Below are 25,067 nucleotides of genomic sequence, written 5' to 3'. Positions count from 1 at the left end.
CGGGACCCAGGCAGAGGAGAACCCATGCACACCACGCAACCCACCACCCGGCACCGCAGATCCCTCCCGGTGCTCCTCGGCGCGTCACTCGCCGCGGCGACGCTCACCCTCGGTGCGGGAGCGATCGCGAACGCCGGCCCGGCGCCCGACCGCGTCGAGGCTCTCGACGCACCCGGACTCGTGGGCTGGGCGACCGAGAACGGCGGCACGACCGGCGGCGCGGGCGGCCCGACCGTGACCGTCACCGACGAGGCCGGCCTCGCCGACGCCGTACAGCAGGACGGGCCGGCGATCGTCCAGGTGAGCGGCACCATCAACCTGTCCGACATGGTCCGGGTCGGCTCCGACAAGACCATCACCGGCGGCGGCACCATCACCGGCAACGGCTTCACCCTGCGCGAGTCGCACAACGTCATCATCCAGGGCCTGTACTTCGACGACTGGGACGACGACGCGATCAACGTGGAGACCGAGTCGACCAACGTGTGGATCGACCACAACACGTTCGGCGTCGGCTACGACGGTGCCGTCGACGTCAAGCGCGGTTCCGACTTCGTCACCATCTCGTGGAACCACGTACGCGGCCACGACAAGACCATGCTGCTCGGCCACAGCGACGACAACGGCGGCCAGGACATCGGCCACCTGCGGGTGACCTACCACCACAACTGGTTCGACGGCACCGAGCAGCGCAACCCACGGGTGCGGTTCGGCAATCCGGTCCACGTGTTCAACAACTACTACGCCTCGGTCGGCGGGTACGGCGTCGCGTCCACCGAGGACGCCGGGGTGCTCGTCGAGGGCAACTTCTTCGAGGACACCGACGACCCGTTTCACCTCGGTGAGGGCTCGTCCGGGCCGGGCACGCTGGTCGCCCGGGACAACCACTTCGTCAACTCGGGCGAGGGCGAGCAGGGCGGTAGCGTCGCCGCGATTCCGTACGCCTACACCCTCGACCCCGCCGCCGAGGTGAAGTCGATCGTCAGCGCGGGCGCCGGGGCGGGCAACCTCTGACCCGCAATCCCCCGTCGTCGCGGCATCCCGTCCCCGGGGTGCCGCGCCGGGGCGTCCGGCGGGGTCAGCGCGGGCGCTGGGCGCAGGTGGCGGCGTGCTCGACCTGCCAGCGGTAGAGGGCCTCCTTGACCCGGATCGACTCGCTCGTCGCCTCGGCCAGCTCGCGCTCCAGGCGGAGCATCTGGTCGGCGACCTGGTGCAGGAAGGCGCGTACCTCGTCGGGGTTGAGGCCGCCGCCGCGGCGGGGCGCCGGTCCGAAAGCGGCGTCGCGGATCTGCTGATGGCCCATCCGCGCCGGTCGTTCCGCTGTGGACCAGTCGTCTGTCCGCATCCGCTCTGCCTCCGGTGGTCGGTTGTCGTGGCCGTACGAGCGACACCACTCTATGTGCCTGGTAACGGTTGTGGAATGCCCCCGATCCGTTCCGTAACCGGTATGCGACCTGCGGCGTTGCCGGCCAGATCCCGGCGTCCGGCGGTCACCCGGCGCCGGACCCGTTGCGCCGCAAGGCTTCCCGTCGCCCGGGCGGCCGGGGGAGTCGGGCACCGATCGGTGGTGATCACGCCACCGTCGCGGGTATCCGAGGGGAGCGCCGAACCGGCGGGAGGTGGTTCGAATGTGGCAAAACGTACGAAACCTCGCAATAACCGGTATAGCCGCGATAGTGCTGTCAATCCCCGTACCCGCGCCGGCCGCGCCGCCATCCGGCCACCCGCCGACCGGCGGCGCCGCCCCGACGGCCGTCACCGGACCCGCCGGTGAACGTGACCGTCCCGCCCGGCACGACGCCCGCTACCTGCGCGCCGCCCACCAGGCCAACCTGGCCGGGATCGAGGCCGGCCAGCTGGCCGGCACCAAGGACGTCGCACCCCAGATCGCCGACCTCGGCGCGCAGTTCGTCGCCGACAACACCCAGCTCGACGTGGAACTGCGCCGGACCGCCGCCGCCGTCGGCGTCGAACTGCCGGACAGGTTGAACCGCGACCAGCAGGTGGTTCTGGGCCGACTGCGCGACGCCGACGGCGACCGGTTCGAGCGGCTCTTCATCGCGTCCGAGGCGTCAGCCCACAAACGCGCCATCCGCCGCAACAAGACCGAACTGGACAGAGGGACCGAAGCAGAGGCCAAGCGGTACGCCCAGGAGTCGACGCCGATCCTCCAGACCCACTACGACGACCTGCGTGCCGTCGCGACCGAACTCGGCCTGCCCCGGCCGGGCTGACCGCCACCGGACCCGGTGGGTCGCGGCGACACGGCCGTCCGGTCCTGCGTACGGTAGGCGGAAACCTGGAAGGGGAGCGGCTTTGGGACGTACCGCGCTGGTGACCGGTGGGACCGGCGGGCTCGGCACCGCGGTCACCGCCGCCCTGCTCGCCGACGGCTGGCGGGTCGTCGTGCCGTGGCTGGTCGAGGACGAACGCGACCGGCTCGAACCACACCCCGACCTCGTCCTGGTCGAGGCCGACCTGTTCGACACCGACGCCGTACGCCGCTGCGTGGCACTGGCCGCCGGAACGCAGGCGGCACCGCTGCGCGCGGTCGTCAACCTCGTCGGCGGCTTCGCGATGGGCGGCCGGGTGCACGAGACCGGCGTCGAGGAGTTCGAGGCGCAGCTGCGGCTCAACGTGCGGCCGACGTACCTGGTCTGCCAGGCGGCGCTGCCGCACCTCGTCGCGGCCGGCGGCGGGTCGGTCGTCTGCGTGTCGAGCCGGGCCGCGACCCGGCCGTTCGCCGGCGCGGCCGGCTACATCACGGCGAAGTCGGCGGTGCTCGGCTTCGTCGGCGCGCTCGCCGCCGAGTACGGCCGGGACGGGGTGCGCGCCAACGCGGTCGTGCCCGGCACCATCGACACGCCCGGCAACCGGGCCAGCCAGCCCGACGCCGACCGGCGCGGGTGGGTCGACCCGGCCGAGATCGCGAAGGTGGTCCGGCACCTGTGCGGCCCGGAGTCGGCGGTCGTCAACGGCGCCCAGATCCCGGTGCACGGCCTGACCTGATTCCTGATTCCAGGCCGCTCGCGCGGCGGCACCTGATTCCCGGCCCCGATCCGATCCCGGCCCGGCCGGGGCCGTCGTCCGCCAGACCGCCGGGCCCGGGTCAGGGGCCGCCGTCGAGCAGGGTGTGCCCCAGCGGCGCCAGGGTGTGCCGGACCGTGTTGCCCTGCCGGGTGCTGACCACCAGGCCGGCGTCGCGCAAGACGGTCAGGTGTTCGCTGGCGGCCGGTGCCGAGATGCCGAGCCGCCCGGCCACCGTTCCGGTCGACGGGCCGTCGGCGGCCAGTTCCAGCACCGCGGCCCGGGTCCGGCCGAGCAGCGCCGAAAGCGAGGCCCGGCCCGCCTCGCCGGCGACCCGGGCCGACCGTTCGACGGGATAGACCAGGACCGGCGGCAGGTTGGGGTCGACCAGCGCCATCGGCCGGCTGGCCGCCTTGAAGTAGCTCGGCACCAGCACCAGTCCGCGGCCGTCGAGGTGCAGGTCGCGGTCTGCCCGGTAGTTGGCGATCTCGAGGACCCCGTCGGTGAACCGGGCGGCCGGGTGCAGACCGTTGAGCAGCGCGACGGCGCCGCCGTCGAGCACGGTGCGGGCGCGCAGGGCCCGGTCGGCGTCGAACGAGGCCCGGATCCGGTCCCACATCGGTGCCACGGCGACGTCGTGGTAGCGGCGCAGCGCCCGGCCGAGGGTCCGCAGCGCGGCCGGGTCGCCGTCGCCGATGCGTAGCGCGGCCGGGTCGAGCCGGTGCCGGTCGGTGCCGAGCAGCGCGATCTCGGCGCGCAGCCGGTCGCGCGGGGTGTCGAGCAGGGCCTGCAACCCGGCCTCGAACCCGTCGGCGGCCTCGGCCGGGGTGAGGAAGTCGGGGAAGTAGCCGGTCGGCGGGTTGAGGGCCAGTGCCGGCGAGATCTCGTGCCGCAGGGTGGTGTCGGGTCGCAGCCGGTGGGCGAGGTCGGCCTTCCAGCCGGCGAGCAGCGGCGGGGAGCCGCGCCGGCGCAGGTGGTGCATGCTCAGCGTCAGCTCCCACAGCGGGTCCGGGGCGGTGGCGACCCGGGTGCGGTTCAGGTCGGCCACCGTGAAGTGGATTCTGAGCATCTGCACTCCTGGCCGGCACCCCTCGGCACCGGCGCTGCGCCGCCGGCCCGGCAGGGGTGTGGACGTGGGACTACGGGGCTCGCCACCCTACCCAACGGGTACGACAGAAACGTCGGGGCCGGTCCATGGCGGACCGGCCCCGACCGGGCGGGGGCGGAGGTCAGGCCGGGACGGTCCACTTCTGGTTGCCGGCGCCGGTGCAGCTCCAGATCTGCAGCGGGGTGCCGTCGGCGGAGTTGTTGCCGGTCACGTCCAGACACTTGCCGGCCTGCGGGTTGACCAGGTCACGACCGGCGGTGTACGTCCACTGTTGCGCGGGCGTGCCGTTGCAGGTCCACAACTGCACCCGGGAACCGTCGGCGGTGGAGCCGCCGCTGACGTCGAGGCACTTGCCCAGCGCCCGTACGGTGTCGTCGCCGGGACGGGTCCAGCGCTGCGCGTCGGTGCCGTTGCAGCCGTACAACTGCACGGTGGTGCCGTCGGCGGTGCCGGCGGCGGCGACGTCGACGCACTTGCCGGCCAGGCCGGTGATCGGCCCGCCGGCCGGCGGGTTCGGGCCGCCCGGCGTACCGGACCAGGTGAACGTGGCCGAGGTCCGGGTGGGCAGGGTGTAGACGAAGGACTGGTTGCCCCAGTTGACCCGCATCGACTGGCTGCCGCCGGTGGTGTTGTGGACGATCAGCGCCTTGGACCCGTCCGGGTTCTTCCAGGCGACGTTCTTGACCGAGCCGTTGGCGGTGGACGCGATGCGTACCGCGCCGGGTTTCACGAACTTGGTCAGGTGGCCCATCGTGTAGTACTCGACGGTCTTGTCGACCTGGCCGTGCCGGCTGCCGCCGCGCTGCACGGTGACCAGGCCGGTGCAGACGTTACAGCCGGCACCGACGTACGGCAGCATGTTCTGGTCCAGCGCCAGGCTCCACTTCACCCACGACCGGCTCCAGTTGCGGGTGTAGTCGATCAGGTTGTGCATGTCCTGGGCGTGCTGGTCGCCGACCCAGGTGCCGCCGGAGTGCTCGGTCATGTACTGGTTGACCGCCGGGTACTGGTTGCGGATGGTGCTCTGCAGGTTGACGTCGCCGCCGTACCCGTGCCAGGCGATGCCGCCGAAGAGCGGGTCGCCCCGCAGCGCGGCGTCGGCCAGCGGCACCGAGCCGAGGTCGTCGTAGTTGCCCCAGTTGTAGTCGAGGATCAGCACCTTGGTGGTGATGCCGGCGGCCCGGAAGGCGGGCAGCAGGTGGTTCTTGGTGAACTCCAGCAGCCCGGAGCCGTTCCAGTTCATCGAGGCGTAGCCGGTGGCGTCGGTGCCGCAGCAGGTCGGCTCGTTCTGCACCGACACGTAGTCGATCTTCAGCCCCTGGGCCTGGTTCTGCTGGATGTATTTCACGAAATACTGCGCATAGGTCGGATAATGCTCCCATTTAAGCCAACCCCGGTTCGTGAACCGGTTGTTGTCCTTCATCCAGGCCGGCGCGCTCCAGGGTGCGCCCTTGACCTTCAGTGCCGGGTTCAGGGCGCGCGCCTGCCTGGTCAGCGGCACCACGTCGGCGAGGTCGTGGCCGATGCTGAAGTCGCCGAGGTCGCAGCAGGTGTCGTCGTACGAGTAGTTGAACCGGGCCAGGTCGGAGGCGCCCATCGGGTTGCGTACGAACGCCAGGCCGATGCCGTCGACCGGGTGGAACAGGTCGCGCATGACCCGGTCCCGGGTCGTCGCGCTGACGGTGTTGCTGCTGCCCAGCAGCCAGGCGGCGCTGTCGGTGAACGACGCGCCACCGCCCTCGAAGCTCTGGTGGGTGGTGTTCTCGTCGACGGTGACGGTGTGGGTGGCGCTGCCGGCGCCCGCCGAGAACGCGGTCGGGGTCTGCGGTTGCAGGCCCCGGGTGACGACCCGGCCGCCGGCGTCGGAGGTGGTGGTCAGCCAGACGTCGACCCGCTCGTTGGCGGCGTGGGCGGGTGGGCTGGCCGCCAGGGCGAGGCTGGTGGCGGCCAGGCAGGTGGCGAGTGCGGTGGCCGCGGCGGCCCGGCGGCGGGTGGTGCGCCGGCCGGTACGGACGGTGACGGGTGGTGGGGTCCCGGTCGATGGCACGGGGATCTCCCCCTTCCTGAGAAGGGCTTTCGGTGGGTGGGCGTTGCCGCACCTGTGTTTGGTCACGCACGGTGACCTTCGGGCCCCGGGGTGGTGGGCGAGACATCGACGCTGATATGAGGTAACACCAGGATCTAACTGTTAGCAAGGTTTGCTATACATTTAGTTTCGTTATCCGTGCGTTATTGACGTGGTGCGCGTCACTCCGGTTGACTCGGCCCGGAACCGGTTTCGAAACCGGTTCCGCATCCGCGGTTAACCGCCGTGACACACGAGGGGGTGTCGTGCGTATCACCATCGCCGATGTCGCCGCGCGAGCCGGGGTCAGCAAGACCACCGTCTCGCGGGTGCTCAACGGCCGCGGTGAACTCGACGACGACACCGCCGCCCGGGTACGCGCCGTGATCGAGGAGCTGGGCTACGTGCCCAGCGCCCGCGGCGTCGGCCTGGCCCGGGGCCGTACCCGCATCGTCGGCATGCTGGTCCCCTCGCTGATCTGGCCGTGGATCGGCGAGGTCGTCCAGGGCGCCGTCGACGTGGTCGAGAGCGGCGGCTACGGCCTGCTGCTCTTCACCTGCAACCGGGGTGCCCAGTCGATGCGCCAGTTCGCCGCCCAGGTGTCGGCGAAGTCGTTCGACGGGCTGCTGGTCATCGAGCCCGAGGGCACCCTCGACTACATCACCCAACTGCCCGGACGTGGGCTGCCGGTCGTGCTCATCGACGACCGGGGCAGCCGGCGGGTCTTCCCGTCGGTCGCCACCACCAACCTGGCCGGGGGTGCCGCCGCCGCCGGGCACCTGCTCGGGATCGGCCGCACCCGGCCGCTCGTGGTGACCGGCAGCCGGCGGTTCGGCTGCACCCGCGACCGGCTGGCCGGCTTCGTCGAGACGTACGCGGCGAACGGCCACCCGCTACCCCCCGAACTCGTCGTCGAGGGTGACTTCACCCTCGAATGCGGCAGCCGCGCGGTCCAGCGGCTGCTCGAGGGCGGCGTGCACTTCGACGCCGTCTTCGCCCACAACGACCTGTCCGCCGGCGGCGCCATCCGCGCCGTCCGCGAGGCGGGCCGGTCGGTGCCCGGCGACGTCGCCGTCGTCGGGTTCGACGACGTGCCGTACGCGCAGCACACCGACCCGCCGCTGACCACCGTGCACCAGCCGATGCGCGAAATGGGCGAGGCGGCCGCCCGGATGCTCATCGACCACTTCGCGGGCACGCCCCTGCCGGAGACCCCGCAGGTGCTGCCCACCACGCTGATCGTCCGCGGCTCGACCGTACCCACCACTCCCGTCCCGAACCCGCCCGGCCAGACCGGGCCCGCCGTTCCGGCGACCCCCGCAGTTCCCGTCTGACAAAACCCCGGCACACCCTGCCGGGGTTTAGCTGTACCCGATCGTGAGAGCGCTCTACGAGCCATCTCCAGCACACATATCACCCACACCACACCACAACCGCACCACCCGACCATCAGGAGGAACCAGATGCGCGCCAAGCGTTTGGCGGCGGCGGCCGTCGCGGGTCTCACCGCGATGAGCCTGCTGGCCGCCTGCAGCGGCGAGTCGCCCAACAGCAACAACAACCGGGCCGGCTCGACCACCGTGCTCAAGGTGGGCATGCCCAACGGCCCGCAGACCGAGAACCACAACCCGTTCCTCGGCTCGTCGTCGGGCGCCTCGCTCGGCTACCGCTGGCAGATCTACGAGCCGCTGGTGATGACCAACGCGATCCGCCCCGCCGACCCCGCCAAGCCGTGGCTGGCCACCAAGTGGGAATGGACCGACGGCTACAAGGCGGTCGCGCTGACCATCCGCGACGGCGTCACCTGGTCCGACGGCAAGCCGTTCAGCGCCGAGGACGTCGCGTTCACCTTCGAGCTGATCAAGAAGCACGAGGGGCTCAACGGCGCCGCCGTGCCGTACGGCGACATCACCGTCGCCGGCAACGTGGTCAACATGACGTTCGGCTCCCCGCAGTTCGTCAACCAGGCCAAGATCCTCAACTCCATCCCGATGGTGCCCAAGCACATCTGGTCGGGCATCGCCGACCCGACCACCGACATCAACAAGAACCCGGTCGGCACCGGCCCGTTCACCCTGAAGTCGTTCACCCCGCAGACCACCACGCTGGTGGCCCGGGACGGCTACTGGCAGGACCCGCCGGCGGTCAAGGAACTGCGCTACACGTCGTACACCGACAACAACGCGCAGACCACCGCCCTGGCCAACGGCGAGGCCGAGTGGAGCTTCGTCTTCATCCCCAACTACAAGGCCGTCTACGTCGACAAGAACCCCGAGCACAACAAGGTCTGGCCGGCCTCGGTGCTCGGCATCCACGGCCTCTACATCAACACCACCAAGAAGCCGTTCGACAACCCGGCGCTGCGCCGGGCGATGAACATGGTCATCAACCGCAACGACATCTTCGTGCAGGCCGAGGCGGCGTACTTCCACCCCGAGGTGACCTCGGTGACCGGCATCCCGACCCCGGCCGGTGAGTCGTTCATCGCGCCGGAGTTCAAGGGCCAACTGCACAAGGTCGACGTCGAGGGCGCCAAGCGCGAGCTGACCGCCGCCGGCTTCACCTTCGACGGCAACACCCTGAAGGACCCGACCGGCAAGCCGGTCACGCTGACCCTGACCGACCCCGCCGGCTGGTCCGACTACATCACCAGCCTCGAGATCGTGAAGGACAACCTGTCCCAGATCGGCATCGCCGCCACCGTCGACAAGGCCAACCAGGACGCCTGGTTCCAGGCCGTCGAGGAGGGCAACTTCGACGCCACCTTCCGGTGGACCAACGGCGGCACCACGCCGTACGACATCTACCAGACCATCATGGACGGTGCCCTGCTCAAGCCGATCGGGACCCCGGCGGCGGGCAACTTCGGCCGGTTCGACAGCCCGGAGGCGACCGCGGCGCTGGCCGCCTTCGCCAACGCCGCCGACGACGCGGCCCGCACCACCGCGATGAACACCCTCCAGAAGATCTTCGTCGAGCAGATGCCGATGATCCCGGTCGGCGCCGACAACGCCGGTGGCGCGTACGTGACGACGAACTGGGTGGGCTGGCCGGACGACGCCAACCCGTACGCCCCGGCGCAGCCGACCCAGCCGAACGCGGTCGACGTCGTGCTCAACCTCAAGCCCGCCAACGCCTGATCCGACCTGTTGACCCCTCCCGGGCGGCGCCACGGTGCCGCCCGGGAGGCCCCAGGCGGCGACAGGCCCGACCCGGCACAGGAGCCTCGGCACGATGACCACAACCAGCGTCCCGACGCCCGCGGCGGCCCCGACCACCGAGGTGGTCCTGGAAGCCGAGGGCCTCACCAAGCACTTTCCGGTCCGGCGGGGGGTCCGCGACCTCTTCCGCCCGGCACTGCACGTGCACGCCGTCGACGACGTGCACATCACCCTGCGGCGCGGCCGGGTGACCGCCCTGGTCGGCGAGTCCGGCTCGGGCAAGTCGACCGTCGCCCGGCTGCTGGCCCAACTCTTCCGGCGTACGGCCGGCGACATCCGGCTGCGCGGCGAGTCGGTCACCGTACGCGGCGGCCGCCGGTTCCGGGCCTACTGCCGCCAGGTGCAGATGATCTTCCAGGATCCGTTCGCCTCGCTGAACCCGGTCCACACGGTCCGCTACCACCTCACCCGGGCGCTGCGCATCCACGGCCGGGCCGGGAAGACCGCCGCCGACCTCGAGGCCAACCTGCACGACCTGCTCGGCCGGGTGCAACTCACCCCGCCCGAGCGCTATCTCGACAAGTTCCCGCACGAACTCTCCGGCGGGCAGCGGCAACGGGTCGCGATCGCCCGCGCCCTCGGCGCCGACCCGCAGGTGCTGCTCGCCGACGAGCCGGTGTCCATGCTGGACGTCTCGATCCGGCTCGGCGTGCTCAACCTGCTGCGCGACCTGAAGGAACGGCTCAACCTCGGCATCCTCTACATCACCCACGACATCGCCTCGGCCCGCTACTTCGCCGACGAGACCCTGGTCATGTACGCCGGCCGGATGGTCGAGGGCGGCGACAGCGAGACGGTCACCCAGCGGCCGGCACACCCGTACACCCGGCTGTTGATCGAGTCGGCGCCCGATCCCGACCGGTTGCAGGGCGACGCGCACGAACTGGCCGAGACCACCCCGGTCGACCGGGCCGGCGGCGAGCCGCCGAGCCTGATCCGGCCGCCGGCCGGCTGCCGGTTCAACCCCCGGTGCGTGCACGTGATGCCGAAGTGCCGCACCGACCTGCCGCCCCGCTTCGACCTGGCCGACGGCACCGGGCACTGGGCGGCCTGCTGGCTCTACGAGAACGGCGCACCGGCGACGGACGTCGCGCCCGGGTCCGCGGACGACGGGGACGCCGCACCGGCGGCCGGCACCGACAACGGCCGGGTGGTGAAGCCGTGAGGTTCCTGCTGCAACGCGTCGCGTTCTACCTCTTCACCGCGTGGGCGGCGATCACCCTCAACTTCTTCATCCCCCGGATGATCCCCGGTGACCCGGTCCGCTCGCTGATCGCCCGCTACCAGGGCCAGCTCAGCACCGAGGCGATGGCCTCGCTCTACGTCCTGTTCGGCCTCGACGAGGACAAGAGCCTCTGGCAGCAGTACGTCGAGTACTGGGGCCAGCTCTTCCGCGGCGACCTCGGCATGTCGTTCACGTTCTTCCCGGCCCCGGTCTCCCAGGTGCTCTCCGACAGCCTGCCGTGGACCCTGGCCCTGGTCGGCATCACCACCATCATCAGCTTCTTCGTCGGCACCTCGCTCGGCGTGCTGGCCGGCTGGCGGCGCGGGTCGTGGGCCGACGGGCTGCTGCCGGTGACCACCTTCCTCTCGTCGATCCCGTACTTCTGGCTCGGCCTGATCGCGATCGCCCTGCTCGCCGGGCCGGGCAGCTTCTTCCCGTCGTCCGGCGGCTACGCGCCCGGCCTGGTGCCGGCCTGGGACCAGTACTTCATCCCCAGCGCCATCCAGCACAGCCTGCTGCCGGCACTGACCATCCTGGTCTCGTCGGTCTCCGGCTGGATCCTCAGCATGCGCAACATGATGGTCACCGTCGCGGCGGAGGACTACATCACCGTCGCGCACGCCAAGGGCCTGTCCGAGCGGCGGGTCGCGGTCAGCTACGCCGCCCGCAACGCGCTGCTGCCCAACGTCTCCGGCTTCGCCCTGTCGCTGGGCTTCATCGTCGGCGGCACCCTCCTGGTCGAGATCGTCTTCTCCTACCCGGGCCTGGGGTTCCAGCTCTTCCAGGCGGTCGGCGCCAAGGACTACCCGCTGATGCAGGGCATCTTCCTGATCATCACGATCTCCGTGCTGGTCGCGAACCTGCTGGCCGACCTCGCCTACCTCGCACTCGACCCGCGTACCCGCAAGGAGGGCTGACCGGTGTCCATGCCCGCCACCACGATGACCGGTACGGTCACCGGCGACGGCGCGCCCGCCGCGCCCGCCCAGGCCGCCCCGAAACGGCGCCGGCTGCGGTTCGTCGCCAACCCCAAGGCGGCCACCGGCCTGGTCGTCCTCGGCTTCTTCCTGCTGCTGGCGGTCATCGGGCCGTGGATCGCCCCGTACGACCCGTCGGCGCGCGGCTCCGACCTGGTCGCGCCGCCGTCGGCGGAGCACTGGTTCGGCACCACCCACCTGGGGCAGGACATCTTCAGCCAGGTGCTGGTCGGCACCCGGGGCGTCATCTTCGTCGGCTTCCTCGCCGGCCTGGTCGCCACCGTGCTGTCGGTGCTCGTCGGGGTCACCGCCGGGTTCCTCGGCGGCGCCGCCGACGAGAGCCTCTCGGCGCTGTCCAACGTGTTCCTGGTGATCCCCGCCCTGCCCCTGATCATCATCGTGGCCTCCACCATCCCGGGCGCCGGCGACCTGATGGTCGCCCTGGTCATCGGCGCCACCTCGTGGGCCTGGGGAGCCCGGGTGCTGCGTGCGCAGACCCTGTCGCTGCGCCGGCGCGACTACGTCGAGGCGGCCCGGGCCACCGGCGAGAGCACCTGGCGGATCATCATCTTCGAGATCCTGCCGAACCTGACCGCGATCATCGCCTCCGGCTTCGTCGGCACGGTGATCTTCGCGGTGATGACCGAGATCACGCTGGCCTTCATCGGCATCTCCACGGTGTCGGAGTGGAACTGGGGCACGATCCTGTTCTGGGCCCAGTCCCAGCAGGCCCTGGCCCAGGGTGCCTGGTGGTGGTTCGTCCCGGCCGGCCTGGCCATCGCCCTGCTCGGCACCGCCCTGTCACTGGTCAACTTCGGCATCGACGAGTTCGTCAGCCCCCGGCTGCGCAGCAGCGGCAAGACCAGTGTCAAGACCGCGGACGGCCGCACCGTGCGGATGCGGGTCGGGTTCACCCCGGTCCTGCGCACCGCGCCCCCGCCACCGGCGCCCCGCGGCGCCGACGTGCTCTCCAGCGAAAGGGTCGGCCAGCGATGACCACGCCCGTACTCGAAATCAAGCACCTCGACGTCGACTACGGCCTCGGCGACCAGGCGGTACGCGCCGTACGCGACGTCAGCCTGACCCTGCACCGCGGCGAGGTGCTGGGCCTGGCGGGGGAGAGCGGCAGCGGCAAGTCGACGCTGGCGTACGGCCTGACCCGGCTGCTGCCGCCGCCCGGCGTCGTCAGCGGCGGATCGGTGGTCTACCACCCGCCCGGCGGCGCCGAACCCTTCGACGTGATGGCCCTGACCCCGGCCGAACTGCGCCGGTTCCGCTGGGCGGAGACGTCGATCGTGTTCCAGGGGGCGATGAACTCCCTCAACCCGGTCCACAAGGTCGCCACCCAGCTCCTCGACGTGATCAAGGCGCACGAGCCGCGACTGAGCCCGGCCGCCCGGCTCGACCGGGCCCGCGAACTGCTCCGGCTCGTCGGCATCTCCGCCGACCGGCTGGACAGCTATCCGCACCAGCTCTCCGGCGGCATGCGCCAGCGGGTCATGATCGGCATGGCGCTGGCCCTCGAACCGCAGATCGTCATCATGGACGAGCCGACCACCGCGCTCGACGTGGTGATGCAGCGGCAGATCCTCGGCCAGCTCGTCGAACTGCGCGAACGGCTCGGCTTCGCGGTGCTGTTCATCACCCACGACCTGTCGCTGCTGGTCGAGTTCTCCGACCGGATCGCCATCATGTACGGCGGGCGCATCGTCGAGGAGGCACCCGCCGCCACCCTCTACCGTGACTCGCTGCACCCCTACAGCGAGGGGCTGCTGCGCTCGTTCCCGGCGCTGCGCGGACCGCGCCGCGAACTGTCCGGCATCCCCGGCTCACCACCGGACCTGCGGGCGATGCCGACCGGCTGCGCCTTCCACCCACGCTGCCCCAAGGCGTTCGACCCGTGCCACGAGAAGATCCCGGTGCTCGGCCCGCCGCCGGACCGGGCCGGACCGGCCCGCACCGTCGCCTGCTGGCTGCACCCGGCCGCACCGACCGGCTGACGGCCGGCCACCCGCTTCCCGTACCCACCGACCCGGTACCCGTCCGTCGACCGGGTACCCATCCATCGAACCGATCAGGAGCAGCATGGACACGACCGCCACGACACTCGATCCCGGCCACGTGGAAAGCGGTCAGACCGACCCGATCGACACCCTGCCACCGAACTTCCGGTGGGGGGTGGCCACCTCGTCGTACCAGATCGAGGGCGCGGTGGCCGAGGACGGCCGTACGCCGTCGATCTGGGACACGTTCTGCCGGGTACCCGGTGCGATCGACGGCGCCGACAACGGTGACGTCGCCTGCGACCACTACCACCGGATGCCGCAGGACGTCGCGCTGATGCGCGAACTCGACGTCGACACGTACCGGTTCTCGGTGGCCTGGCCACGGGTGCAGCCGGGCGGGCGCGGCCCGGTCAACCCGGCCGGCCTGGCCTTCTACGACCGGCTCGTCGACGAACTGCTCGGTCAGGGCATCGACCCGTGGATCACCCTCTACCACTGGGACCTGCCGCAGGAACTCCAGGACGCCGGCGGCTGGCCGGCCCGGGACACCGCGTACCGGTTCGCCGACTACTCGATGCTGGTCTTCGACCACCTGAAGGACCGGGTACGGACCTGGACCACGCTGAACGAGCCGTGGTGCTCGGCGATGCTCGGCTACGCGTACGGCAACCACGCGCCCGGCATCAAGGACTTCCCGGCGAGCATGGCGGCGGTGCACCACCTGCTGCTCGGCCACGGCCTGGCGACCCAGCGGATGCGGGCGGCGGCGTCCGGCCCGGTCGACCTCGGCATCACGCTCAACATGGGCTCGTCCAGCCCGGCCACCGACACCGAACTCGACCGGGAGGCGGCCCGGCGCGCGGACGGCCTCGGGGTCCGGATCTACCTCGACCCGCTGCGGTACGGCCGCTACCCGGCCGACGTGGTCGAGGACCTGGCCGCCCAGGGGATCACCATCCCGGTCCGCGACGGCGACCTGGAGATCATCTCCACGCCGTTCGACGTGCTCGGCGTCAACCACTACTTCAGCTCGGCGTTCTCCGGCGTCGACGAGGACGGCAACACCACCGACGCCGACGGCAACCCGGTGGTGCGGGAGGTGTCGACCGGCCGGCCGCGTACCGCGATGGGCTGGGAGATCGTGCCCGAGGGCTTCACCGAGCTGCTGGTGCGGCTCGGCCGCGACTACCCCGACCTGCCGATGGTGGTGACCGAGAACGGTTCGGCGTTCGACGACGAGCCCGACGAGAACGGGTTCGTCCGCGACGACGAGCGCACCGCCTACTTCGTCTCGCACATCGGCGCGGTCGCGCGGGCCCGCCAGCAGGGCGCCGACGTACGCGGCTACTTCGCCTGGTCGCTGCTCGACAACTTCGAGTGGGCGTACGGCTACGCGAAGCGGTTCGGGATCGTCCGGGTCGACTACGACACCCAGGTGCGTACGCCCAAGCGCAGCGCCCTGTGGTATCGCGACACGATCCGGCGGGTCCGCGGCAACCGGGCCTGAGCCGCCGGGCCACCCCGGACGCGCCGGCGTCCCGGGGCGGCCCGGTACGCCGGTCGGTGGCCGTCCGGGCGGCCACCGACCGGCGCCTGCCGCCGCCCGGCCGAAGGCACCCGGCCGGGCGGCCAGGCGTCAGATCCGGTACGGGTTCACCGACTGCGCGCCCATCAAAAACCAGGCGGTGGCGCCGACGTGCTGCCGCTGGAAGTACGCGAACCCGAACCCGGTGTCGAAGGCGCTGGTCGCCGAGACGATCCCGGACCGGGCGGGCAGCCGCCGGCCGGTCCAGGTGCCGCCGGCCGCCGGGTCGGACAGCCGGCCGCCGTTGGGGTCGTCGGTCAGCCCGACGGTCTGCCCGCCGCCGAGCCGCTCCTGCGCGACCACCGTCTGGCGCAGGTGGTGCACCGCCCGGGTCCGGTCGTCCGGGCCGCGCCGGGGCCGGTCGCCGCGCTCCAGCAGGGCGGCGGCGAGGTGGCCGTTGCCCTCCAGCCACACCGCGTCGCGGTTGTTGGGCCGGTCGCCGCCGGGCACCGTGCCGGTGAGGACCTTCGACAGGTCGCTGAACGTGACCCCGGAGACGGGCCGGCCGGGTGGCATCTCCGAGTTCGGGCCGGCGGCGTCGGTGACGGCCAGCTCCCGCGCGGTCCAGTCCAGCCCGCGGGCGTGGGTCCGCTCGCGCAGCGCCAGATAGCCCCACGTGTTCGGGTCCTCCGGCCGGACCGCCCGGTTGATCTCGTCCGGGTCGTCGGCGGGACCCGCGCCCTGCGTACCGGTCCAGAAGTGCCCGTCGACCGGGTTCCACATCGACCGGACGAAGTCGCCGGCCACCTTGGCGTGCCGGTGCCAGGCCCGGTCGCCGGTGTAGCGGACCAGCAACGTGAACAGTGCGTACGCGTCGATGTTGTGCTCGGTGGAGCACCAGCGCTGGTGGGTGACGCCGTCGCCCTGCACGCCGCCGTGGTAGCCGCCGTACCGGTAGGGCGAGACGGTGTTGTCCACCACCCAGCGGGCGGCGGCGACCGCGCCGTCGAGATACTTGCGCACCCGGGTGTGGGCGTAGACGTGGGTCAGCGCGAGCGCGGCCCACGACACGTCGCCGACCGAGGAGCCACTGAAGCCGTACGGCCACAGGAACGCCGCCTTGCCGTCGGCGCGGACGAGTCCGGGGAACTCCGGCGAGCCGCCGTAGAACAGCATCGGCCCGGCCGCGTACGCCTGCCGCAGCCGACCGTCGGCGTACGCCTCGTCGTTGCCCTGGGCGAAGAGCAGCGCGTCGCCGATGATCCGGGCCCGGCGTACGTTGTCGCGGGTCGGGCGGGCCAGGTAGGCGATCGCGGCGAGCGCGTTGTCGTAGATGAACGCGGTCGTCATGAGCTGCGACTCGTTGTTGTAGCTCTGGAGCAGGCGCGGGGTGTCGCCACGCTGGTAGGCGTCCTGCACGAAGTCGAGGTAGTGGTAGGCGCGCTCGACCGGGGCCTCGAGATGGCGGTCGACGACCCGGCCGGGGCGCGGCCGGTCGTGGCCGCCGCCGGCCAGGGCGCTGCCGGGCGTCGCGACCTGGACGCCGGTGGCGGCGACGGTCGCGGCGGTCGCGGACAGGGCGAGGACGTGCCGGCGGCGCAGCGCGGGCCGGGGGAGCGGGGCGGGCTGGTCGGTTGGCATGGACACACTCCGCGTGGATGTCGGTGGTGGGGGAACCAGCGGATCTGAGAGCGCTCTCTCAGTCGGGTCGACCAATTGAAACGCACGGGTCATCCCGGCGCAATACAACGTGCCGCCGGACGGGAGGGGCGGGCGCCGCCGGGCCGGGCCGCGGGGCGGCGCCGCTGTTGATCTGAGCGTCGGCCACCTTGTCGACGCCGCGTAAGGTGGCTGACGCTCAGGTCAACTCACGTACGGCCGCCGCGCGTCCGGCCATGGGCCCGTGTCGCGGGTGGGGCGGTCTCTTCGTGTCGGCGTTGCCGCCCGCCGCCGGGCGGCGTCGACCGTCCTCTTTCGACCGTCCTCTTTCGACCGTCCTCTCTCGGCCGGCGGAACGCCTACCCGACGCGGTTGCCGTCCTCCAGGTAGGCCGTGCCGCCGCCCACCGCGGCCAGCGCGGCCGCGGCCCGCCGGGCCAGCAGCGGCGAGAGTCGCTGTCGCGCCTCGGCCGGAGTCGACCAGGCCCAGCTGCGCAACTCGTCGGCCGGCAGGCGGATCTCCGCCTCGCTGGCGGGGGCGAGTACGCCACCGTCGTAGACGAACATGACGCCCTCGGTGCGGCCGGCCTGCGCCGGGACCCAGTCGACCACCAACAGCCCGCCGGGCGTCAGCGACAGGCCGAGTTCTTCGTTCAGCTCCCGCATCGCGGCCGCGTACGGCGACTCGTCGGCTTCGACGCATCCGCCCGGCAACTCCCAGTCGTCCTTGTACCGGGGTTCCACCAACAGGATCCGGCCTCTGACGTCGCGGAACAGCACGGCCGCGGCCATCCGCTTACGCGGCAGCGTCGCGGTGCAGTCGCCAGACGCTGTCGCGGTGTCGTCGTCGGACGCTGTCGTCACGCCAGGAGGCTACCGTGGACGCGCCGCCACGGCCGCTCGCCGCCGCCACCGACGGGCTGGAGGTGGCCGGCCCAGCGATCCTCGCGGCCGGCGGCCGTTCCCGCGCCCCAGGCGTCGATCACGGAGGAATCGTGGCGTTCCGCGCCCGGCTTGCGAACATCATCCCCTTGATCGTGCGGGCGCTGCGGGCGTGGCGGGCGTGGCAGGGCGGGCGTCGCCGGGCCTCGCCGCAGGGCGCGGGTGGGTGCCGCTGTTGATCCGAGCGTCAGCCACCTTATCGGCGCCGCGTAGGGTGCCTGGCGCTCAGATCAACTCACGTGCGGCTGCCGAGCGCCACCGACGCGGCCAGCGCCACCTGCCGGTGTGCGGTGGCGACCTCCCGGGGCCGGAACGCCGCGTCGCCGACGATCTCGATGGCGGCGACGACCGCCCGGTCCCGCCCCAGCACCGGCATCGCGACCGTGACCAGGCCGAGCCGCTGTTCCTGGCTGGCCGTCGCGGCGCCGGTACGCCGTACCGCCGTCAGTTCGTCGCCGAGCCGGGCCGGGTCGACGACGGTGAACGAGGTCAACCACGGCAGCGGGCGTTGACGGGGGACCCGACCCGCCGTGTACGCCAGCAGCACCTTGCCCGCCGCCGTGCTGTGCGCCGGACCGTGGTCGCCGGCACCGCGCACCGCCGCCGCGTGCCGGGCGCCGTACACGGTCTCCAGGTAGACGCACTCGTCGCCACGTAACACACCGAGCCGTACGGCGTGGTCGGTGCGCTCGTAGAGGTCGACCAGGAACGGCATGAGGACGCGGCGCAGGTCGTCGTGCTGGCCGACGATCAGGTTCGCCAGCTCACGCATCCGGCGGCCGACCTCGTAGCCGGTGGGCCCGTGCGCGACCAGGTCGTGCGCCACCAGCATGCGCAGGACGCGGTGCGCGGTGGTCTTCGGCAGCCCGGTGTCGGTGACCAGCCGGGTCAGGCTGCGTGGGCCGCCGCTGGCCAGCAGCTCCAGCAGGCGTACGGCGCGACCGACGGCGCCCGTCGGCGGCCCACCGTCAGGGCCGGGTGGCTCGGGCCGCATCCCGACCTCCTGGGGTGGGCCCGATGCCCACGGCTGACTCAACGTACACCGATCGACTGCGGTCAGCTACGGATCGTCACCAAACGGGGGACGGTCGGCCCGGTGGTTCCGGGCCGTGGAACGGGGTGGGCCGGCGCGGCCGGGCGGCGGCGCATGCTCGGCGGCGGCACCGCCCTCGCTGCCCGGAAGGAGCGATCATGCCGTCCACCACCGCCCGCCTGTTCACCGTCGCCACCCTGCTGCTCGCCGGGGTCGCCGTACCCGTGGCTCCCGCCGGGGCCGCGCCCGCCGATGTCGTGCCGCCGGCCGGCGCGGCGCCGACGCGCGGCGGTGCCGACTGCCCGCCGGCCGCATCCGCCCTCGCCTTCAGCGACGCCCTGGACAAGACGACGTTCGCCGGCGTACCGGTCACCGAACTGTCCGCGTTCGCCCCGGACGTGCGTACCCTCGGGTTCGTCACGGTCTCCGACGACGACCCTCGGCTGTTCTTCGTCCGCGACCCGCTGGACCCGCGGGTGAGCGCCACGGTGCCGCTGCGCCGCCCGGACGGCACCCGCTACGACGGCGACACCTTCGACGGTGAGGGCGTCGCCGTCCTGCCCGACGGCCGCCTCCTGGTCAGTTCCGAGGTCGAACCGTCGATCCGGCTCTTCGGGCGGGACGGGGCAGAGCGCGGCGCGCTGCCGGTGCCGGCCCGGTTCCGGGTCGCGCCAGCCGGTGAGGCCCGCGTCAACGGCACCCTGGAGAGCCTGTCGATCTCGCCGTCCGGCCGCCACGTCTACGCCGCGATGGAGGCGCCGCTGTCCGGTGACGCGCCCGCGTCCGGCGAGTCGCTGATCCGCCGGATGCTGGTCTACCGGAAGGCCGGCGCGGGTTATGCGCTGGACCGCCAGCTCGGGTACGCCGCCGACCCCGGGCACCGGATCTCCGAGGTCGCCGCGTACGGCGACGGCCGCCTGCTGGTCCTGGAGATCCAGTTCACCCCCGGTGTCGGCAACGACGTCAGGCTGTACGCCGTCACCGGCGTGAACAGCGCGCCCGACGTCTCCGGCATCGCCAACCTGTCCACCGCGCCACCCGGCACGCTGGTCACCAAGCGGCTCGTCGCCGACCTGACCGCCTGCCCCACCCTGGGCGCGACCACTCCGGGCAGCCAGGTCAACCCGCTGATGGACAACTACGAGGGGATGGCGGCCCTCGCCCCGCTCGGCCGCGGCCCGGCCGTGGTGCACCTGATCAGCGACGACAACGGCTCACCGACCCAGGTCACCCGGGTGCTCACGCTCGCCGCGACGTTGCCCTGAACCGGGCCCCGGGCCGTCCGGCGCTCCCACCCCGTCCCGCCGGACGGCCCGGCGGTCCGCCCGTTCAGGGCGGCCCGGCCGGGTCACGGGCGTCGAGCGCCGCGCGGACGGCGGCGAGGTGACCGTCGTACCGCCCTTCGGCGAGGCCGGCGAGCAGCGACCGCAGCGCGCGGTCGGCGGGTCCGGCCGCCAGCGGGTCGGTGCCCTCCAGGCCGGGGGTGGCGTCGACGGCCGCGGCGACCGCGTCGACGATCTCCTGTACGCCCGGTTCGGCCTCGCGGTGGGCGCGGGTGGTGACGTAGACGCCGTGCGTCAGGTAGGTGTCCGCCCCGGTGACCAGCGGCACCCAGGCGAACCGGTCGGCGTCGGGGCCGGCCGAGTAGTTCCCCGCCTTGAACGGCAGCGCGATGTCCGAGGGCAGCACGACGGTGCCCAGCCCGTCCCAGCCCATCTTGACCAGCACCCCGGTCACCTGTGACGGCTTGACCACCCGTAGCCGCAGCCCCCGGTCGGCCAGGCCGCTCTCCGCGAAGCTGGTGTCGAGGATGTCGCGGGACCGGAAGCCCGGTGGCGGCAGCAGCAGTTCGTGTTCGGCGAGCCGGTGCAACTCGAGGTGGCCGTCGCCGACCCGCTCCACCGGCACCATCGCCTCCAGCCGCGCGGTGTAGAGCAGGTTGGTCTGCAGACCCTTGCGGCGCCGGTCGCTGGCCCGCCGCTCCGGCGGCGGCCCGAGCACCAGGTCGTAGACCCGCCGCCGGACGTTGTCGAGCACCCGCTCCTCGAAGCGCCCGCCGGCCCGGTCGAGTTCGTCGAGGGTGTGCGGTACGACGAGGTCGCGGTCGCGCAGCGCGACCATCACCTTGGTGACCAACTGGGTGTGGTGGGGCAGGAACGCCAGCAGCCGCTGCTGGCCGGTCGCCGCGCCCCGCAGCCGTTCGGCGGCGTCGAGCAGGTTCAGGATCTGCCCGAAGATGTCCCGGGCCTGCTCACCGGCGGGGGTGGGGACGTACGCGCCGCGGGCGCCGGCGACCTGGGTGACCAGGGTCCCGGGTCCGCCGCCGAACGCCTGTTCGAGGTCGTCGACGAGGTCGCGGATGTGCTGGTCGGTGGCGCCGAACTGTTCGGCGGTGCTGCGGTAGCGACCGCGCCGCACCAGCGCGTCGAAGACCCGCAGGTGCTTGATACGCAGGCGGTCGAACCGCCGGTCGGGGGACACCCGGGCAAGGGTAGCCCTCCGGCCCGCGCCGTATGCCAACAGATCGTTGGCCGAACTCGCGTTCCGAAGGCATCAGGGGGTGGTTTCGTTTGCTCGGCCGGGCCCCGGTCACTCAGGGTGGAGAACGTGTTCTGGACGCCCCGCACCGCCCTCGGCCGCCTGCACGACGCCTGCCTCGACGTCGACGCGGCCACCGTGGCCGCCGACGAGGTCCGCGCCGCCCTGACGATCGACGACCCGCGCCGACCGCAGACCCCCGTGGTGGTCCCGATGACCGAGGAGGAGGCGCAGGTCCTGGCCCGTACCTGGCAAGAGCTGGCCGACCTCGCCGCCGACCTGGCCGGACGGGCGGCCCGGGTCGCCGACGCGTGCGCCGCCACGGCAGCCCACCGGTCCCGCTGACCCGGCCCCGGCCGGTGCCGGGCGCCGCTCAGCCGCCCTGCCGGATCCGGTCGACCAGCTCGCCGACCTCGGTCCGGATGCGGGCCAGCTGCGTCAGGTAGGTCCAGTAGTCCGGATGTGGCACGTCCAGCTTGCCGACCATCGTCTGGAGCAGCGCCGACCGGCTGTCGAGTTGTCGCGCGCTGTCGCCGGGCGGCCCGCCGGGCAGCCCGAGCACGAACCGCTGCGCGTCGCGGATCACCCGCCGGGTCCGTTCCGACTCGGCCCGCGGGTCGTCGCGTACGGCCCGCAGCGCGGCCAGCCGCTCGCCCGGCGCGTCGACGGTCTCGGTGACCCGCTCCAGGTGGCCCCGGGCCCGGGTGACCGCGTCCCAGGCCGCCTCCCACTCGCCGGCGGTCACCCGCCGCTCCGCGTCGCCGACCGCGGCGACCGCCGCGTCGAGTTCGGTGTGTGCCGCCTTGGCGCCCCCGGTCAGGTCGGTCCAGCAGGCCGCCACGAACTCGCGGCGCAGGTCCGACATCCGCTCGTCGAGCTGCCCGATCCGGTAGCGCAGCCCGTCGACCCGGGTGCGCAGGCTGCCCAGTGCCTTCGGCGTGCGCTCGGGCAGCGTACGCGCCTCGTCGGCCAGCCGGCGGGCCTGCTCGGCCTGGCGGCGGGCCTCGGCGACCGCGGCGCGTATGCCGACCGTGGCGCGCCCGACGGCGGCCTCGGAGATCTGGTGGTACGCCTCCCGGGCACGGGCGAGCTGCTGCTGCGCGCCGGTGGTGTCGCGGCCGGCGGCCCGGGTCGCCTCGATCGCGGCGGTCGCCGCGGCCAGCGCGTCCCGGGCGTCGCCGGCCTGCTCCTCGGCGGCGGTGATCGCGGCGGCGGCGTGCGCCATCCGGGTCCGGCACCACTGCGCGAACCGCGTCAGCGCCGCGCGGGCGGCGTCGAGGTCGGCCCGGGACCGCTCCAGGGCGGCGGTCGCCGGCGGGGGCGCGTCGGGCGCGTTCAGCGCCAGGTAGGCGGCGATGGCCCGCTGGCACTGCCCGGCGGCGGCGTCGTACGACCGCCGGGCGGCCGGGACGTCGGCCGGCGCGAGCACGCCGAGCAGCAGGTCGAAGTCGGCGGCGACGGAGGTCTGCTCGGAGTCGAGGGTGAGGAACGCGTCGGCGGCCCGGGCGGCGGCCTGCTCCGCCTGCCGGGCCTCCTCGGCCCGCTGTCGTCGACGGTTGCTCCACACAGTGTGCAATGGTGCCCGATCGGCGCACCCGGTGCGCAACGCGTGGCCCACATCCGATGATCGTCCGGACCCGGCCGGCACCCGAAGCGGTGGACGACCCGTGGCGGCATTTGTGTAACGTTCAGTCACGTTCGCAGAATCATCGCGTGTGTGGGAGGGCTCTTCGTGGGTGTAACTCTGTCCAAGGGTGGAAATGTCAGCCTGACCAAGGAGGCGCCGGGCCTCACCGCCGTCAACGTGGGTCTCGGCTGGGACGTGCGGACCACGACCGGCACCGACTACGACCTGGACGCCAGCGCCCTGCTCTGCGGGGACGCCGGCAAGGTCCTTTCCGACCAGCACTTCGTTTTCTACAACAACCTGACCTCGCCCGACGGCAGCGTGGAGCACACCGGTGACAACCTCACCGGTGAGGGCGACGGCGACGACGAGACGATCAAGGTGAACCTGGCCGGCGTGCCGGCCGAGGTGACCCGGATCGTCTTCCCGGTCTCGATCCACGACGCGCAGGCCCGTAACCAGTCCTTCGGCCAGATCGAGAACGCCTTCATCCGGGTGGTCAACCAGGCCGACAACCGGGAGCTGGCGCGGTTCGACCTGTCCGAGGACTACTCGACCGAGACGGCGATGGTGTTCGGCGAGCTCTACCGCCGGGGCGCCGAGTGGAAGTTCCGGGCGATCGGCCAGGGGTACGCCTCCGGCCTGCACGGCATCGCGACCGACTACGGCGTCAACGTCTGACGGTGTGATCGATGGGCGCGGGAGGGGCCGACCGGCTCCTCCCGCGCCCTTCGTGTCGCTGCGGCCCAGGTCGGTCCGCTTTGTCGGACGGCACCGCTACAGTGTGGCCCGACAACGCGGATGATCAAGGAGATTCCCCGTGCGAGCATTCGAACCGGGCGGTGGCACCACGACGGTCCCGCGGACCGCCCGCGCCGACGCGCCGGTGCCGGTCCAGACCGGACGGTCGCAGCCGCCCGCGCCGGCGGCCCGCGTCGACGAGGACCGGTTCGAGCTACCGCCCGCGTGGCGGCGCACCATCATCCCGCGCCGCGGCGGCGCGGCCGGCCCGCCCGTGCACGCCGGCCCGGCCTCCGTCGCCGCCGCCGACGAGTTCCTCGCCCCGCTGCGCCCCGGCATCGACACACTGCTCGCCGACCCGCACACCGATCCGCGGATCGCCGCCGCCGCCCGCGCCCACCTGACCGGTGAGCCGACCGCGGCCGGCGCCGCCGCGGTCGCCGCCGCCGCCAGCCACGCCTACGGCTGGGGCAACATCGACCGGATGCGGGCGCTGGCCGACGGCTGGGTCGCCGCCCACGGCGTGGTGTTCGCCGCCTCCGCCGTCGTCGAACTCAGTGGACTCGTGGTCGACCACGGGCCGTACCCGCCGCGCGGCGGCCGGGTCCGGATCGGCCGGCACACCGACCTGTCGGCGACCGGCTGGAGCCACCACGCGCACTGGCTCGCCGTCGCCGCCCGTACCCGGGCCCATCTGGCCGCCGCCACCGGCGCCGACCACGCGGCCGCCGTCGACGCGCTCGCCGCCCTGCGCGCCGGCTCGGCCCGGCAACGGGTCGCGATCTGCTTCCTGCTGCCCACCCAGACCGCCTGGGTCGACCAGGAGTGCGCCGCGCTGCCGGCGACCAGCGACTACGCCGTGGGCGGCCTGCTGTGGTGCGCGGTCGGGTCGCTGCCGCAGCTCGACCTGATCGCCGAACACGTGCGGACCTGGTGGGTGATCCAGCACCAGAGCCTGGTCACCACCGCCGTCGACGGCATCGGGCCGGCGATCGCGCCGCGGCTGGCCGACTGGTTCGACCGTGACTACGCCGACGCCGACGCCCGGCAGCGGCTCCTGGACGCGCTCGCCGTCCTGCCGACCGACGAGGCGCTGCGGCTCCAGCTCGACCGTCTCGACCAGCCCCGGGTGGCGGCGTCGGTGCAGGCGACCGCCCGCCGCTTCCCGGTCCGGGCCGTACGGCTGCTCGCCGAGGCGGCCGGCGGTCCGACGGCGGGCGCCCGGACCGCCGCCGAGCTGCTGCGCGCGCACGTGCTCGCCCACCCGGCGGCCACCGCCGCCGCCCTGCCGGCCCTGTCCGCCGACGCCCGTCGCCGGGTCGCCGCGATCCAGGACGCCGGCACCGACCCACGCAAGGAGATGCCATGAGCGAG

23 protein-coding genes are annotated in these 25,067 nt (G+C 72.8%); 15 read left to right on the top strand and 8 right to left on the bottom strand.

From position 1 onward, the window contains the following. The first annotated feature begins 24 nt into the window (after positions 1 to 24). Positions 25 to 1,014 carry a pectate lyase gene (locus QCD66_RS18410; protein ID WP_364219880.1) on the top strand — a complete coding sequence of 330 codons (990 nt, stop codon included), beginning with the start codon at positions 25 to 27 and terminating at the stop codon, positions 1,012 to 1,014. 64 nt (positions 1,015 to 1,078) lie between these two features. On the opposite strand, the gene QCD66_RS18405 is transcribed toward QCD66_RS18410, so the two are convergent. Then, complete coding sequence (locus tag QCD66_RS18405) at positions 1,079 to 1,345, bottom strand: DivIVA domain-containing protein (RefSeq protein ID WP_364219883.1); 267 nt, start codon at positions 1,343 to 1,345, stop codon at positions 1,079 to 1,081. A 331-nt stretch (positions 1,346 to 1,676) separates the two neighbouring features. Here QCD66_RS18405 and QCD66_RS18400 point away from each other — a divergent pair, with 331 nt between their 5' ends. After that, a complete protein-coding gene (locus tag QCD66_RS18400) occupies positions 1,677 to 2,234 on the top strand; it encodes a DUF4142 domain-containing protein (protein ID WP_364219886.1) in 558 nt (185 codons plus the stop codon). 82 nt (positions 2,235 to 2,316) lie between these two features. After that, positions 2,317 to 3,009, top strand: coding sequence for an SDR family NAD(P)-dependent oxidoreductase (locus QCD66_RS18395; RefSeq protein ID WP_407566685.1), 693 nt, complete (start codon positions 2,317 to 2,319; stop codon positions 3,007 to 3,009). 100 nt (positions 3,010 to 3,109) lie between these two features. Here the strand turns inward: QCD66_RS18395 and QCD66_RS18390 are convergent, their stop codons facing one another. Both QCD66_RS18390 and QCD66_RS18385 read right to left on the bottom strand, forming a co-directional pair. Next, a complete protein-coding gene (locus tag QCD66_RS18390; RefSeq protein WP_364219892.1) occupies positions 3,110 to 4,096 on the bottom strand; it encodes a helix-turn-helix domain-containing protein in 987 nt (328 codons plus the stop codon). Positions 4,097 to 4,256: 160 nt separating this feature from the next. After that, positions 4,257 to 6,182 carry a ricin-type beta-trefoil lectin domain protein gene (locus QCD66_RS18385; protein ID WP_375736381.1) on the bottom strand — a complete coding sequence of 642 codons (1,926 nt, stop codon included), beginning with the start codon at positions 6,180 to 6,182 and terminating at the stop codon, positions 4,257 to 4,259. Between the two features lie 284 nt (positions 6,183 to 6,466). On the opposite strand from QCD66_RS18385, the gene QCD66_RS18380 reads away from it, so the two are divergent. From QCD66_RS18380 to QCD66_RS18350, 7 genes are all read left to right on the top strand, one after another. Further along, complete coding sequence (locus QCD66_RS18380) at positions 6,467 to 7,534, top strand: LacI family DNA-binding transcriptional regulator (protein ID WP_357540241.1); 1,068 nt, start codon at positions 6,467 to 6,469, stop codon at positions 7,532 to 7,534. Positions 7,535 to 7,663: 129 nt separating this feature from the next. Continuing rightward, complete coding sequence (locus QCD66_RS18375) at positions 7,664 to 9,340, top strand: ABC transporter substrate-binding protein (RefSeq protein WP_375736380.1); 1,677 nt, start codon at positions 7,664 to 7,666, stop codon at positions 9,338 to 9,340. Between the two features lie 94 nt (positions 9,341 to 9,434). After that, the gene (locus tag QCD66_RS18370; RefSeq protein WP_375736379.1) at positions 9,435 to 10,586 is read left to right on the top strand and encodes an ABC transporter ATP-binding protein; all 1,152 of its coding nucleotides are present in this window, start codon (positions 9,435 to 9,437) and stop codon (positions 10,584 to 10,586) included. After that, positions 10,583 to 11,563 (top strand): ABC transporter permease, encoded by a 981-nt coding sequence (locus tag QCD66_RS18365; protein ID WP_364219904.1) that lies wholly within the window; start codon positions 10,583 to 10,585, stop codon positions 11,561 to 11,563. The genes QCD66_RS18370 and QCD66_RS18365 overlap by 4 nt, the downstream gene beginning before the upstream one ends. A 9-nt stretch (positions 11,564 to 11,572) precedes the next feature. Next, a complete protein-coding gene (locus QCD66_RS18360) occupies positions 11,573 to 12,619 on the top strand; it encodes an ABC transporter permease (protein WP_375736384.1) in 1,047 nt (348 codons plus the stop codon). Further along, on the top strand, positions 12,616 to 13,623 hold the full coding sequence (locus QCD66_RS18355; RefSeq protein WP_375736378.1) for an ABC transporter ATP-binding protein: 1,008 nt from the start codon (positions 12,616 to 12,618) through the stop codon (positions 13,621 to 13,623). Before QCD66_RS18360 ends, QCD66_RS18355 begins: the two co-directional genes overlap by 4 nt. Positions 13,624 to 13,708: 85 nt before the next feature. After that, positions 13,709 to 15,136, top strand: a complete 1,428-nt coding sequence (locus tag QCD66_RS18350) for a GH1 family beta-glucosidase (RefSeq protein WP_364219913.1) — start codon at positions 13,709 to 13,711, stop codon at positions 15,134 to 15,136. Between the two features lie 129 nt (positions 15,137 to 15,265). Here the strand turns inward: QCD66_RS18350 and QCD66_RS18345 are convergent, their stop codons facing one another. Both QCD66_RS18345 and QCD66_RS18340 read right to left on the bottom strand, forming a co-directional pair. Further along, positions 15,266 to 16,795: a hypothetical protein gene (locus tag QCD66_RS18345; protein ID WP_375737027.1), complete on the bottom strand. Its 1,530-nt coding sequence runs from the start codon at positions 16,793 to 16,795 to the stop codon at positions 15,266 to 15,268. A 377-nt stretch (positions 16,796 to 17,172) separates the two neighbouring features. Further along, entirely contained in the window at positions 17,173 to 17,676 is a 504-nt protein-coding gene (locus tag QCD66_RS18340; RefSeq protein WP_375737028.1) for an NUDIX domain-containing protein, read from the bottom strand. A 14-nt stretch (positions 17,677 to 17,690) separates the two neighbouring features. Here QCD66_RS18340 and QCD66_RS18335 point away from each other — a divergent pair, with 14 nt between their 5' ends. After that, complete coding sequence (locus tag QCD66_RS18335; protein WP_375737029.1) at positions 17,691 to 17,933, top strand: hypothetical protein; 243 nt, start codon at positions 17,691 to 17,693, stop codon at positions 17,931 to 17,933. Positions 17,934 to 17,989: 56 nt separating this feature from the next. Here the strand turns inward: QCD66_RS18335 and QCD66_RS18330 are convergent, their stop codons facing one another. Continuing rightward, positions 17,990 to 18,748: an IclR family transcriptional regulator gene (locus tag QCD66_RS18330; protein ID WP_375737030.1), complete on the bottom strand. Its 759-nt coding sequence runs from the start codon at positions 18,746 to 18,748 to the stop codon at positions 17,990 to 17,992. A gap of 197 nt (positions 18,749 to 18,945) precedes the next feature. Between QCD66_RS18330 and QCD66_RS18325 the strand changes: the two genes are divergently transcribed. Next, a complete protein-coding gene (locus tag QCD66_RS18325; protein WP_375737031.1) occupies positions 18,946 to 20,052 on the top strand; it encodes an esterase-like activity of phytase family protein in 1,107 nt (368 codons plus the stop codon). Between the two features lie 64 nt (positions 20,053 to 20,116). Here QCD66_RS18325 and QCD66_RS18320 read toward each other — a convergent pair whose 3' ends face one another. Then, positions 20,117 to 21,268 (bottom strand): LysR substrate-binding domain-containing protein, encoded by a 1,152-nt coding sequence (locus tag QCD66_RS18320; RefSeq protein WP_364219924.1) that lies wholly within the window; start codon positions 21,266 to 21,268, stop codon positions 20,117 to 20,119. A 126-nt stretch (positions 21,269 to 21,394) separates the two neighbouring features. Here QCD66_RS18320 and QCD66_RS18315 point away from each other — a divergent pair, with 126 nt between their 5' ends. Continuing rightward, complete coding sequence (locus tag QCD66_RS18315; protein WP_357540265.1) at positions 21,395 to 21,670, top strand: hypothetical protein; 276 nt, start codon at positions 21,395 to 21,397, stop codon at positions 21,668 to 21,670. Positions 21,671 to 21,698: 28 nt separating this feature from the next. Here the strand turns inward: QCD66_RS18315 and QCD66_RS18310 are convergent, their stop codons facing one another. After that, entirely contained in the window at positions 21,699 to 22,892 is a 1,194-nt protein-coding gene (locus tag QCD66_RS18310; protein ID WP_364219927.1) for a hypothetical protein, read from the bottom strand. A gap of 165 nt (positions 22,893 to 23,057) precedes the next feature. Between QCD66_RS18310 and QCD66_RS18305 the strand changes: the two genes are divergently transcribed. Further along, positions 23,058 to 23,633: a TerD family protein gene (locus QCD66_RS18305; protein WP_357540269.1), complete on the top strand. Its 576-nt coding sequence runs from the start codon at positions 23,058 to 23,060 to the stop codon at positions 23,631 to 23,633. Positions 23,634 to 23,772: 139 nt separating this feature from the next. Further along, positions 23,773 to 25,062 carry a hypothetical protein gene (locus tag QCD66_RS18300; RefSeq protein WP_407566684.1) on the top strand — a complete coding sequence of 430 codons (1,290 nt, stop codon included), beginning with the start codon at positions 23,773 to 23,775 and terminating at the stop codon, positions 25,060 to 25,062. Positions 25,063 to 25,067 lie beyond the last annotated feature (5 nt).

The sequence above is a fragment of the Polymorphospora sp. A560 genome, assembly GCF_045781765.1.
GTDB lineage: Bacteria > Actinomycetota > Actinomycetes > Mycobacteriales > Micromonosporaceae > Polymorphospora > Polymorphospora lycopeni.
Note: the sequence above shows the minus strand (reverse complement) of the source record. Positions and strands in the feature narration are given on the sequence as shown.